This window comes from Streptomyces sp. PA03-6a, from assembly GCF_033792765.1.
In the GTDB taxonomy this organism is placed as follows: Bacteria; Actinomycetota; Actinomycetes; order Streptomycetales; family Streptomycetaceae; genus Actinacidiphila.
Window position 1 is genome coordinate 1 of the sequence record NZ_JARAVK010000253.1, and the last position, 12,729, is coordinate 12,729.

11 protein-coding genes are annotated in these 12,729 nt (G+C 71.0%); 2 read left to right on the top strand and 9 right to left on the bottom strand.

The genetic code is table 11. From position 1 onward, the window contains the following. Positions 1-368, top strand: a 368-nt coding sequence (locus tag PV350_RS38085) for a glycerate kinase (protein WP_500338035.1), incomplete at its 5' end; no start/stop codon positions are given. Between the two features lie 70 nt (positions 369-438). Here PV350_RS38085 and pssA read toward each other — a convergent pair. The 8 genes from pssA to PV350_RS38125 form a co-directional block, all read right to left on the bottom strand. Beyond that, entirely contained in the window at positions 439-1,290 is an 852-nt protein-coding gene (gene pssA, locus PV350_RS38090; protein ID WP_500338037.1) for a CDP-diacylglycerol--serine O-phosphatidyltransferase, read from the bottom strand. Continuing rightward, a complete protein-coding gene (locus tag PV350_RS38095) occupies positions 1,277-1,933 on the bottom strand; it encodes a phosphatidylserine decarboxylase (RefSeq protein ID WP_499514813.1) in 657 nt (218 codons plus the stop codon). Before PV350_RS38095 ends, pssA begins: the two co-directional genes overlap by 14 nt. 171 nt (positions 1,934-2,104) lie before the next feature. Continuing rightward, entirely contained in the window at positions 2,105-3,316 is a 1,212-nt protein-coding gene (locus tag PV350_RS38100; protein WP_499514814.1) for an acyl-CoA dehydrogenase family protein, read from the bottom strand. A 12-nt stretch (positions 3,317-3,328) separates the two neighbouring features. Further along, complete coding sequence (locus tag PV350_RS38105; protein WP_396569326.1) at positions 3,329-3,832, bottom strand: MaoC family dehydratase; 504 nt, start codon at positions 3,830-3,832, stop codon at positions 3,329-3,331. 55 nt (positions 3,833-3,887) lie between these two features. Next, on the bottom strand, positions 3,888-5,900 hold the full coding sequence (locus tag PV350_RS38110; protein WP_500338039.1) for a protein meaA: 2,013 nt from the start codon (positions 5,898-5,900) through the stop codon (positions 3,888-3,890). A 14-nt stretch (positions 5,901-5,914) separates the two neighbouring features. Then, complete coding sequence (ccrA, locus tag PV350_RS38115) at positions 5,915-7,252, bottom strand: crotonyl-CoA carboxylase/reductase (protein WP_500338041.1); 1,338 nt, start codon at positions 7,250-7,252, stop codon at positions 5,915-5,917. 397 nt (positions 7,253-7,649) lie between these two features. Next, positions 7,650-8,432, bottom strand: a complete 783-nt coding sequence (locus tag PV350_RS38120; RefSeq protein ID WP_500338043.1) for a TetR/AcrR family transcriptional regulator — start codon at positions 8,430-8,432, stop codon at positions 7,650-7,652. 109 nt (positions 8,433-8,541) lie between these two features. Then, complete coding sequence (locus PV350_RS38125; protein WP_500338044.1) at positions 8,542-10,329, bottom strand: 3-hydroxyacyl-CoA dehydrogenase family protein; 1,788 nt, start codon at positions 10,327-10,329, stop codon at positions 8,542-8,544. A gap of 535 nt (positions 10,330-10,864) precedes the next feature. On the opposite strand from PV350_RS38125, the gene PV350_RS38130 reads away from it, so the two are divergent. Further along, on the top strand, positions 10,865-12,157 hold the full coding sequence (locus tag PV350_RS38130; RefSeq protein ID WP_500338046.1) for a HEAT repeat domain-containing protein: 1,293 nt from the start codon (positions 10,865-10,867) through the stop codon (positions 12,155-12,157). On the opposite strand, the gene PV350_RS38135 is transcribed toward PV350_RS38130, so the two are convergent. Then, the gene (locus PV350_RS38135; RefSeq protein WP_499514820.1) at positions 12,123-12,638 is read right to left on the bottom strand and encodes a GNAT family N-acetyltransferase; all 516 of its coding nucleotides are present in this window, start codon (positions 12,636-12,638) and stop codon (positions 12,123-12,125) included. The two genes, PV350_RS38130 and PV350_RS38135, sit on opposite strands and share 35 nt — an antisense overlap. Between the last annotated feature and the right edge of the window lie 91 nt (positions 12,639-12,729).

Genomic DNA, 12,729 nt, shown 5'->3' on the forward strand with positions numbered 1-12,729 from the left:
GGTTCGGGGCGCTGGTGGGCCTGCGCGCCTCCTTCCGGCCCGGCGTCCAGGTGCTCCTGGACATGCTCGGCTTCGCGGCGGCCCTGGAGCGGGCGGACCTGGTGATCACGGGCGAGGGCTCGCTGGACGAACAGACCCTGCACGGCAAGGCCCCGGCCGGTGTCGCGGCCGCCGCCCGTGCCCGGGACGTGGACGTGGTCGCCGTCTGCGGCCGCCTCGCGCTGTCCGGCGCCGCCCTGGGCGCGGCCGGCATCCGGCGGGCGTACGCCCTGACCGACCTCGAGCCGGACCCGGCGCGCTGCATGGCCGAGGCCGGGCCGCTCCTGGAGCGTCTCGCCGAGGACATCGCGCGCGACCTGCCGGCCTGACCCGGGAACGCCAGGGGCCCCGAGCCTTCCCGGCTCGGGGCCCCTGGCACGCACGTCGTACGTCGTACGGCTACGGAAGCTGCGCCGTACGCGCCTCGCGGCGGTTGTTGCGCATCGTGTTGACCCGGCGGGTCGTCGCGAAGAGCGGGATCACCGCAGCCGCGCAGATCTGCAGGGCCGCGCCCGTCTGGAGGAGCACGTCACCGCCGGGGACGGCGAACGCCCAGCAGACCAGGCAGCCCATGCTCAGCACGATCCAGGCCAGCGTGATCGTGGCGAGCCGGCCGCGGGGCTTGGGGTACTCGACCCGGCTGACCATCAGCCACGCCACACCGACGATGGCCAGCACCGTCGGGATGAAGGGCAGATCCAGCAGCACGACCGAGATGACCGTCATCGCCCCGAAGGGGCTCGGCATGCCCTGGAAGATCCCTTCCCGCACCGTCGTGCAGGAGAAGCGGGCCAGGCGCAGGACGACCGCGAGCAGCACCACGACCGCCGCCACCGCCGACAGCTTGCCGTAGGCGTCGTCCGAGATCAGGCCCCAGACGACCACGAAGTAGGCGGGGGCCAGGCCGAAGCTGATCAGGTCGGACAGGTTGTCCAGCTCCGCGCCCATCGCCGAGCTGCGCAGCTTGCGCGCCACGAGGCCGTCGAAGAGGTCGAAGACCGAGGCCATGAGCATCAGCAGGACGGCGGTGGCGGCGCTGTGCCGCGTCATGCCGCCGTCGGTGTTGCCCATCAGGTGCGGGACGAGCACCCCGGTGGTGGTGAAGTACACCGCCATGAATCCGCAGATCGCGTTGCCGAGGGTGAGGCCGTCCGCTATCGACAGCCGCGTCGACAGCGGCATGTCATCGTCGTCGTCCTCGTCCACCGCGGCGACCCACGGTGCCTGGGTGTCGGGATCAATCACGGTCAAGGCGCGTCACCCCAGCCACGGTGGTCTGGCCGACCTCGACGTCGGGCTCGACGCCCTCCGGCAGGTAGATGTCCACACGGGAGCCGAAGCGGATCAGGCCGATGCGCTCGCCCTGCTCCACCTTGGTGCCCTGCGGCACGTAAGGGACGATGCGGCGCGCCACGGCTCCGGCGATCTGCACCATCTCGATGTCGCCGAGCTCGGTGTCGAAGTGCCAGACGACCCGCTCGTTGTTCTCGCTCTCCTTGTTGAACGCCGGAACGAAACCGCCGGGGATGTGCTCGACGGACGTGACGGTGCCGGCGAGCGGCGCGCGGTTCACGTGGACGTTCAGCGGGCTCATGAAGATCGCGACGCGGGTGCGCCCGTCCTTCCACGGCATGATGCTCTGCACCACGCCGTCGGCCGGCGAGATGACGCGGCCCTGGGTGATCTCGCGCTCGGGGTCGCGGAAGAACCACAGCATGCCCGCCGCGAGGGCGGTGGTGGGGACGGCCACGGCCGCCCAGCGCCCGGAGCGGCGGGCGCGGACGAGGCTGATCGCGGCGGTGGCCACGGTCGGGAGGAGCCACGGCGACGCTCCGCGCGCGAGGCGTACGCCGGCCCGGCTGTCGCGTTGTGCAGAGGAATGGCTGTGGGGCATGGAAGACCTTCGTAGCGGAGGGTGCCGCAATGATGGTGCAGGGGACGGCGGCTTTCCGTGAATGGTATCGGGAGTGACCGGCAACTGGGCAAGCCAGCAGTCGAGTCAGTGGCCGGTATTTGATGACTGGGTGTGACCTTTGGCTCGCACAAAGTGTCACAACCCAGACATTCACCCCTGGATTCGGTACTCCTCGAGCAGCCGGCGCCCGATGATCATTTTCTGGATCTCGGCGGTGCCCTCACCGATGAGCAGCATCGGGGCCTCGCGGTAGAGGCGCTCGATCTCGTACTCCTTGGAGAAGCCGTAGCCGCCGTGGATGCGGAAGGCGTCCTCCACGACCTCCTTGCAGTACTCCGCGGCCAGGTACTTCGCCATGCCGGCCTCGAGGTCGTTGCGCTGGCCGGAGTCCTTCTTGCGGGCCGCGTTCACCATCAGCGCGTGGGCCGCCTCGACCTTGGTGGCCATCTCGGAGAGCTTGAACTGGATCGCCTGGTGCTGCGCGATCGGCTTGCCGAAGGTCTGCCGCTGCTGGGCGTACGCGATCCCCAGTTCGAAGGCGCGCTGTGCGACGCCGCAGCCGCGGGCGGCCACGTTGACCCGGCCGACCTCGACCCCGTCCATCATTTGGTAAAAACCGCGGCCGCTCCGACCGCCCAGGACGCGATTTGACGGAATCTTCACGTCCTCGAGGATGAGCTCGGTCGTGTCGACGCCCTTGTACCCCATCTTCTCGATCTTGCCGGGCACGGTGAGGCCCTTCACCGTCGGGTTCGGCCCGAAGCCCGGCTCCTTCTCGATGAGGAAGGTCGTCATCGACTTGTGCGGGGCCGCGTCCTCCGGCTGGCCCTCGTCGGTCCGGCACAGCACCGCGACGAGGTTGGAGGTGCCGCCGTTGGTCAGCCACATCTTCTGGCCGTTGATGACGTAGTCGTCGCCGTCCCGGACCGCCTTGGTGCGGATCGCCGAGACGTCGGAGCCGAGGCCCGGCTCGGACATCGAGAAGGCGCCGCGCACGTCGCCGGCGGCCATGCGGGGCAGGAAGTGGTCCTTCTGCTCCTGGGTGCCGTGCTGCTTGAGCATGTAGGCGACGATGAAGTGCGTGTTGATGATGCCCGACACGCTCATCCAGCCGCGGGCGATCTCCTCGACCGTCAGGGCGTAGGTGAGCAGGGACTCGCCCAGGCCGCCGTACTCCTCGGGGATCATCAGACCGAAGATGCCGAGTTCCTTGAGGCCCTCAACGATGTCGGTGGGGTACTCGTCCTTGTGCTCCAGCTCGTTGGCGACCGGGATGATCTCCTTGTCGACGAAGCTGCGGACGGTGGAGAGGATCTCCTGCTGGACGTCGGTCAGCCCGTCGGTCTGCGCGAGGCGGCTCATGTCTGCTGTCTCCTAGGCGTTCAGCTCGGGGCGGCCGGGCTGCTCGCCCCCGCGTTCCTTGATGTACGTGGCGGTGGGGACCATCACCTTGCGGCGGAAGACGCACACCAGGGTGCCGTCCTGCTTGTAGCCCTTGGTCTCCACGTGGACGATCCCGCGGTCGTCCTTCGACTTCGACGGCCACTTGTCCAGCACCGTCGTCTCGCCGTAGATGGTGTCGCCGTGGAAGGTCGGCGCCACGTGCTTGAGCGACTCGACCTCCAGGTTGGCGATCGCCTTGCCGGAGACGTCCGGCACCGACATGCCGAGCAGCAGGGAGTAGACGTAGTTCCCCACGACCACGTTCTTCCCGAAGTCGGTGGTCCTCTCGGCGTAGTTCGCGTCCATGTGGAGCGGGTGGTGGTTCATGGTCAGGAGGCAGAAGAGGTGGTCGTCGTACTCGGTGACCGTCTTCCCGGGCCAGTGCTTGTAGACGGCACCGACCTCGAACTCTTCATACGTACGGCCGAACTGCATCTCTCCTACGCCTCCGGGGTGTCGAACGTGTTCGTATGGGTGTTCGCTGCCGGGGTCACGCGGCGACCTCCAGCGGCTCCAGCTTGTTGGCCCTGCGGATCTCGTCCACGATCCTGCCGATGATCTCGGTGATCCCGAAGTCCTTCGGCGTGAACACGGCCGCGACGCCGGACTCGACCAGCTTGGCCGCGTCCGCCGGCGGGATGATGCCACCGGCGATGACCGGCACGTCGTCCACCCCGGCCCTGCGGAGCCGGTCCAGCACGTCCGGGACCAGCTCGGCGTGCGAGCCGGAGAGGATCGACAGGCCCACGCAGTGGACGTCCTCGGCGACCGCCGCCGACACGATCTGCTCGGGCGTCAGCCGGATGCCCTGGTAGACCACCTCGAAGCCGGCGTCGCGCGCCCGTACGGCTATCTGCTCGGCGCCGTTGGAGTGACCGTCCAGGCCCGGCTTGCCCACCAGCAGCCGCAGCTTGCCGGTGCCCAGCTCCTCGGCGGTCAGCGCCACCTTGCGGCGCACCGCGGCCAGCGGCGTGCCCGGCTCGGCGGTGACCGCGACGGGGGCGCTGCTCACGCCCGTCGGCGCGCGGAACTCGCCGAAGACGTCGCGCAGCGCCCAGGACCACTCGCCGGTGGTGACACCCGCCCGGGCGCACTCCAAGGTGGCATCCATCAGGTTGCCGGTCCCGGCGGCCGCGGCCTTGAGGGCCTCCAGCGACCGTTGCGCCCGTACTTCGTCGCGGTTGTCGCGCCAGTCGTGGAGGGCGGCGACGACCCGTGCCTCGTTCTCCGGGTCGACGGTCATGATGGCGCCGTCCAGGTCGGAGGTGAGGGGGCTGGGCTCGGTGCCCTCGTAGCAGTTGACGCCGATGATCTTCTCCTGGCCGGACTCGATCCGCGCCCGGCGCTCGGCGTGCGAGGAGACCAGCTGCGACTTCAGGTAGCCGGACTCCACGGCCGCCATGGCACCGCCCATCTCCTGGATGTGCTCGATCTCGGCCAGGGACCGGTCGACGAGCTCGGCGACCTTCGCCTCGACGACGTGGCTGCCGTCGAAGATGTCGCCGTACTCCAGCAGGTCGCTCTCGTGGGCGAGCACCTGCTGGATGCGCAGGGACCACTGCTGGTCCCAGGGGCGCGGCAGGCCGAGCGCCTCGTTCCAGGCCGGCAGCTGCACGGCGCGGGCACGGGCGTCCTTGGAGAGCGTCACCGCCAGCATCTCCAGCACGATGCGCTGGACGTTGTTCTCCGGCTGGGCCTCGGTCAGGCCGAGCGAGTTGACCTGGACCCCGTACCGGAAGCGGCGCTGCTTGGGGTCCTCGATGCCGTAGCGCTCGCGGGTGATCTTGTCCCAGATGCGGGTGAAGGCCCGCATCTTGCACATCTCCTCGACGAAGCGCACGCCCGCGTTCACGAAGAAGGAGATGCGCGCGACGACGTCGCCCATCCGCTCCTGCGGCACCTGGCCCGAGTCGCGGACCGCGTCGAGGACGGCGATCGCGGTGGACATGGAGTACGCGATCTCCTGCACCGGCGTGGCCCCGGCCTCCTGCAGGTGGTAGCTGCAGATGTTGATGGGGTTCCACTTGGGGAGGTGGTTGACCGTGTACGCGATCATGTCCGTCGTCAGCCGGAGCGACGGGCCGGGCGGGAAGACGTACGTACCGCGCGACAGGTACTCCTTGACGATGTCGTTCTGCGTCGTCCCCTGGAGCCTGGTGACGTCGGCGCCCTGCTCCTCGGCGACCACCTGGTAGAGCGCGAGCAGCCACATGGCGCTGGCGTTGATGGTCATCGAGGTGTTCATCTCCTCCAGGGGGATGTCCTGGAAGAGCCGGCGCATGTCGCCGAGGTGGGCGACCGGGACCCCGACCCGGCCCACCTCGCCGCGGGCCAGGATGTGGTCGGGGTCGTACCCGGTCTGCGTCGGGAGGTCGAACGCGACCGACAGCCCGGTCTGGCCCTTGGCGAGGTTGCCCCGGTACAGGGCGTTGGACGCCTCGGCGGTGGAGTGCCCCGCGTACGTCCGCATCAGCCACGGACGATCCTTCTGACGCTCGCTCATGCTCGTTCCCGTTCTCAGACGTTCCGGAAGCGGTTGATGGCGTCGAGGTGCTCGGCGCGCAGTTCCGCGTCGCGGACGCCGAGGCCCTCCTCGGGGGCGAGCGCGAGCACGCCGACCTTGCCCTGGTGCACGTTGCGGTGCACGTCGTGCGCTGCCTGGCCGGTCTCCTCCAGGCGGTACGTCTTCGACAGGGTGGGGTGGATCTTGCCCTTGGCGATGAGGCGGTTGGCCTCCCACGCCTCGCGGTAGTTCGCGAAGTGGGAGCCGACGATGCGCTTGAGCGACATCCACAGGTAGCGGTTGTCGTACTCGTGGTTGTAGCCCGAGGTCGACGCGCAGGTGACGATCGTGCCGCCCTTGCGGGTGACGTAGACCGAGGCGCCGAAGGTCTCGCGGCCCGGGTGCTCGAAGACGATGTCGACGTCCTCGCCGTCGGTCAGCTCACGGATGCGCTTGCCGAGGCGCTTCCACTCCTTCGGGTCCTGGGTGTGCTCGTCCTTCCAGAACCGGTAGTCCTCGGCGGTGCGGTCGATGATGGCCTCGGCGCCCATGCGGCGGCAGATCTCCGCCTTCTGCGGCGAGGAGACCACGCAGATCGGGTTGGCGCCGCCGGCCAGCGCGAACTGGGTGGCGTAGCTGCCCAGGCCGCCGCTGGCGCCCCAGATCAGGACGTTGTCGCCCTGCTTCATGCCGGCGCCGTTGCGCGAGACCAGCTGGCGGTAGGCGGTGGAGTTCACCAGGCCGGGGGCCGCGGCCTCCTCCCAGCTGAGGTGCCTGGGCTTGGGCATCAGCTGGTTGGACTTGACCAGCGCGATCTCGGCGAGGCCGCCGAAGTTGGTCTCGAAGCCCCAGATGCGCTGCTCGGGGTCGAGCATCGTGTCGTTGTGGCCGTCCGCGGACTCCAGTTCGACGGACAGGCAGTGCGCGACGACCTCGTCGCCCGGCTTCCAGAGGTTCACGCCGGGGCCGGTGCGCAGCACGACGCCCGCCAGGTCGGAGCCGATGACGTGGTAGGGCAGGTCGTGGCGCTTGGTGAGCGGGGAGAGCCTGCCGTACCGCTCGAGGAAACCGAACGTCGACACCGGCTCGAAGATCGACGTCCACACCGAGTTGTAGTTGACCGAGCTGGCCATGACGGCCACCAGGGCCTCGCCCGGGCCGAGCTCGGGCACCGGCACCTCGTCCAGGTGCAGCGACTTGCGCGGGTCCTTCGCGCGGCTGTCCACGCCCTCGAACATGCCGGCCTCGTCCTTGTGGACGGTGATGGCGCGGTACGACTCGGGCAGCGGCAGCGCGGCGAAGTCCGCGGCCGTGCTTTCGGGCGCCATGATTGCGTCGAGGATGTCCTTCACGGTGATGCCTCCGGCGAAGCGCGACGTAGGGACGCTTGAGGGAACGTCGGGGGTTGCTGTGGGTGGTGCCGTCGGTTCGGCGGTGGTGCTGCTGTCCGTGGCGGTCGCACGGATGGAGCGGGGGCGCGTGGTGGCGCGGTGAATGCCTGTGACGCAGGCGTCCGGGCCTTTGGGGACAGACGGCGTGCGACGGATCCCAGCACGCCGCCCGCCCGGACAGTTCTCACGTTATGGCACCGCGTGCCACCCTGCAAGACACTGCGTGCCAACAATTTTTCTCAGATGGCACCACGGCTTCACGTTTGAGCAACACACGAAGGCGCCCCCGGCGCGAGGGCCTGGGGGCGCTGGTGGGATGCCGGAGGCGCGGGAGGACGCCGGGGGCGCGAACGGGCGGCTACGCGCCCTTCAGGGCTTTTTCGATCGTCCGCATGACCTCGGTGGGCGAGGCGTCCGTACGGGCCACCGCGACGATGACCTCGCCCTGCTCGGAGGTGAGGACCGGGGCGGGGGCGGGGGTGGGGCGCCGGCCGATGCCGGTGCCGAAGGTCTGCTTGATCACCTCGAAGGCGTGGTCGAGCTGGGCCTCGACGTCGCCCTTGCCGCCGGCGCGCAGCCAGCGCCGCAGCACGTGGTTGTGGGCGGCGACGACGGCGGACGCGGCGACCTCCGCCAGCAGCGGGTCGTCGTCCCCGTCGTGGTGGGCGCCCTCGTCGAAGTGGCCCAGCAGGTAGCGGGTGAACAGCCGCTCGTAGCGGGCCACCGAGGCGATCTCGCGCTCCCGCAGGATCGGGATCTCACGGGTCAGGCGGTAGCGCTCCACCGAGACCTCGGGGGCCTCGGCGTACATGCGCAGCACCTCGGTGATGCCACGGCACACCGTGTCGAGCGGGTGCTCGTGCGGTTCGGCGGAGTCCAGCACCTGCCCGACGCGCACGAGGGTGTCGTCGTGGTCGGGGAAGATCGCCTCTTCCTTGGAGCGGAAGTGCCGGAAGAACGTCCTGCGCGCGACCCCCGCGGCCGCGGCGATCTCGTCGACCGTGGTCGCCTCGTAGCCCTGGCTCGCGAACAGGTGCATCGCCGCGGCGGCCAGTTCCTGGCGGACACGATGGCGCTGGGCGGTGGTGGAGGACGCACGGGCGGGCTTAACGGGCTGGGGCATACCGCGAACGTACTGCATTCCCGCTGCACCGTGGGCCGGGCCCGGTTTCCGGAGGCGGTGGGGCGGCCCCAGGAGACCGCCCCAGCCACCGGGATCGTCCCGGCCGTCCCAGCCGCTGCCCGCGTAATCAGCGGCGGGCATACTCGCGGAAGCCGCGGCCGGTCTTGCGGCCGAGGCAGCCCGCGGACACCAGGTGCTCGAGCAGCGGCGCCGGCGCCAGGCCCGGGTCGCGGAACTCCTTGTGCAGCACCTGCTCGATCGCGAGCGAGACGTCCAGCCCGACGACGTCGAGCAGTTCGAAGGGCCCCATCGGGTAGCCCCCGCCGAGCTTCATCGCCGAGTCGATGTCCTCGACCGTCGCGTAGTGCTCCTGGACCATCTTCACGGCGTTGTTGAGGTAGGGGAACAGCAGCGCGTTGACGATGAAGCCGGCACGGTCGCCGCAGTCCACGGCGTGCTTCCTGATCCGGCCGCAGACCTCGTGGACGGTGGCGTGCACGTCCTCGGCGGTCAGCACGGTGCGGACCACCTCGACCAGCTTCATGGCGGGGGCCGGGTTGAAGAAGTGCATGCCGATCACGTCCCGCGGACGCGACGTCGCGGTGGCGACGGCCACCACGGGCAGCGAGGACGTCGTCGTGGCCAGCACCGCGCCCGGCTTGCAGATCTTGTCCAGGGTCGCGAAGAGCTGCTGCTTGACCGGCAGGTCCTCGGCGACCGCCTCGACGGCCAGGTCCACGTCCGCGAAGGCGTCCAGCGATCCGGCCGCGGTCACCCGCGCCACGGCGGCGTCGCGCTGCTCCTGGCTGAGTCGGCCCTTGGCCACCGACCGGTCCAGCGACTTGGCCAGCGCCGCGACCGCCTTGTCGGCCTTCTCCTGGCCGCGGGCGGCCAGCACGACCTCGTACCCGGCCTTGGCGAAGACCTCCGCGATGCCGGTGGCCATGGTGCCCGAGCCCGCGACGCCCACGCTGCGCACGGGGCGCCCGCCGGTGGCTCCGGCGGCCTCGGCCGGCGTCTCGGCGTCCGGGACGACGCTCGCGCTGCCGGGGGCCTCGTAGGTGTAGAAGCCGCGTCCGGCCTTGCGGCCCTTGAGGCCGGCGGCGGAGAGCTGCTTCAGGATGGGCGCGGGGGCGTGCAGCCGGTCGCGCGAGGCCTCGTACATCGCCTCCAGGACGGTCTGCGCGGTGTCGATGCCGATCAGGTCCAGCAGGGCGAGCGGGCCCATGGGCAGGCCGCAGCCGAGCCGCATGGCGGCGTCGATGTCCTCGCGGGTGGCGTACCGGGCCTCGTACATGGCCGCGGCCTGGTTGAGGTAGCCGAAGAGCAGCCCGTCGGCGATGAAGCCCGGGCGGTCGCCGACCGCCACCGGCTCCTTGCCGAGCGAGCGGACCAGCTCGGTCACGGAGTCCGTGGTCTCGGGGGAGGTGAGCACGGTGGAGACCACCTCGACCAGCTTCATGGCCGGTGCGGGGGCGAAGAAGTGCAGACCGAGGACGCGGTCGGGGCGCGAGGTGTGCGAGGCCAGCTGGGTCACCGACAGCGCGTTGGTGCCGGTCGCCAGGACGGCGCCCGGCTTCAGGAGGGCGTCCAGGGCGGTGAGGACCTCGCGCTTGATCTCGAAGTGCTCGGTGACGACCTCGATGACCAGGTCGGCGCCGGACGCCGCCTGGAGGTCGGAGAAGGTGCGGAAACGGGCCAGGACGTCGCCGCGCTCGGCCTCCGTGATCCGCTCGCGCTGCACGGCGCGGGCGGTGGAGGCCTCCAGGGCGGCGACGGCGCGGTGGGCGGCCGCGTCGTCGATCTCGATGCCGATCACTTCGTGGCCGGCCCGGGCGACGACCTCGGCGATGCCGGTGCCCATAGTGCCGAGACCGATGACGGCGACGGTGGGGAAGGGTCGTGGACGGTCCATCGCGGAACTCCGAATGCTGAGGGTCCGCGCCGTGCGTCTCTGCTGCGCAGGCGCGGGGGCGGGAGAGTCGAGGAGCCGCGGGGTGCGTACGCGTGTGTGGGCGTACCCGCGTGAGAACCGGCGAGCCCTGTCCCGGGGCTGCGCCGCGATGGTGCCGAACCGACAACGGCTGCACGCGGTGGCTGCGTCACCAGGCCGATGCGTGCGTTGGTTAGAGGGTAACCGGTGAGTAACCTCGGCGCCAGCCCTCCCGCCCATGTGATTTACACCTCCTACAGATGAGCGCGCCACTAGGGTGAGCGCACGGGGGAGAGGGGGGACCGTGGAACGGGAGCACGGGGGCGCCGGTCACTCGGCGCGGCGCGCGGCCGAGCTGTACGGGGCCGTGCGGGCGGGGGAGACGGACGTCGCGCGGCTGCGCGGGCGCGGGGAACCACGCCGCGTCCTGGGGCTGCTGGCGTTCGCCGGTCAGGGGCGGTGCGAGGAGCGCGGTGCCTATCTGCGGCGGCTCGCCGCCTCACCGGACGCCGCCGCCATGGTGCGGCCCTGGCTGGGGCCGACAGAAAGGGCGGTGCTCGATGCCGCCGCCGGCTGCGCCCCCGGGGTGTCCGCGTTGCTGCGCGACGTGGTCCACGAGGACAGGGCGCGCCGCGCCTATGCCCGGGAAGTGCTGGTGGCGCGGCGTTCCCTGGAGGCCGTCGGTCCGCTCTTCGAGGTCCTGGCCGTGACGGAGCCGGACCGGGACCACTGGGATCCCGGGTTCGGGCACGACGACGGGGTGCAGAACCACATCAGCCGCCTCGTCACCGGCAGCGGACTGCACTTGTGGCGGTGGTTCCCCGGCCACCGAGGAACGCCGCCCGCACCCGAGTGCGTGCCCCTGCTGCTCCGGTACGGCGGCCACCAGGTGCCGCGCGTCAGGGCGCTCGCTCTGACACTGCTCGGTCGTGCCGCGGATCCGGACCATCTCGGCGTGTTCGCGGCCGCCACCGGCGACCCGGACGGGGACACGCGCGAGGCGGCCCTCGTGACGCTCGGCAGGCTGGACCATCCGGCGGCGAGGGACATACTGGCCGATGTCCTGACCGAGCCCTCGCGCTCCCTGACCGACCGGGAGATCGCCGCCGTGATGCTCGGCCGGGCAGGCGACCGGAGGGCCTTCGAGGCGCTGGTCCTGCTCCTGAACCATTGCGACGGCATCCGCAACGTGGCGGCGGCCGAGGCCCTCACCCGGCTCGGCGACCCGCGGACCGCGCGTGCCGCCGCCGCGCTCGCCACCAACCGGCTGCGGATCGGCTACGCCCTGGCCGCCGTGCATCTGCTGGGGCGCTTGCGGGCGCCGGAGTCGCTGCCCGCGCTGACGTCCACCCTCACATGGCTCATGGACGAGGGGCGGACGGTCTATCAGGCGGCCGCCGGCTGCGTCGAGGAACTGGGACGGCTCGGGGACGCGCGGGCGGTGCCCGTCCTGAACCGGGCCGTCGCGGATCCCCGCCTGCGCGTCGCGGCGGTGGACTCCCTCGGCCGGATCGGCGGCCCTCATGCGCTGGAGACGCTGCTCGGCGTCGCCACCGACGAGGACGCGGAGGTGCGGGCGGCCGCGGCGCGCGGACTGGCCCGCTACGAGGACGAGTCCCGCGCGACCGCCGCCCTCGTCGGGCTGTGCGCGCCGCCGTACCCCAGGCGGATCGTGCGCGCCCTGGTGCGGTCGGGCGACCCGGCGGCCGTGGCGGTGCTGGCCGCGGCGCGGGAGGAGGCACCGAGTGCCACGACGCGCCGACTCGCCGGGCGCTTCAGACCAGATCCGTCGCGTACCGCAGCTCCTTGAGCGGGACGCCGTCGTACATCTCGATCTGGTCGGTGCCGTCCGGTGCGAGACCGGACCGTTCGTAGAAGCGCAGCGCCCGCGCGTTGTCCGCGAGCACCCACAGGCGCAGGCTCCGGAAGCCGCGTTCATCGGCGCGGGCCCGTACGGCGTCCATAAGTGCTCGGCCGGCGCCGCGGCCGATCCGGTCGGGCCGTACGTAGATCGCGTACAGCTCGCCGACCTCCGCGTCGTCGGGCTCACCCCGGTAGGGGCCGAGCGCGGCCCAGCCCGTCACCTCGCCGCCGTCCGCGGCGACCAGGTTGTCCACCCGGCTGCCGCCCGCGTCGAACCACTCCCTGCGACGCTCCGCGTCCGCCCCGACGTCCATCGCTTTGAGGTACGCCTGCGGCACGATCCCCGCGTAGGCCGCCTGCCATCCCCTTACGCGGATCGCCGCCACGGCGTCGATGTCGTCGCGGGTCATCACCCTCACAACCGTCATGCCGCGACGTTAAGGGGGGCGGAGCCCGCTGGGCACCCGCTTTTCGTGAGCTCAGATCAGGGTCAGTTGCGTCGGCGGGGCGGGCTGGGCG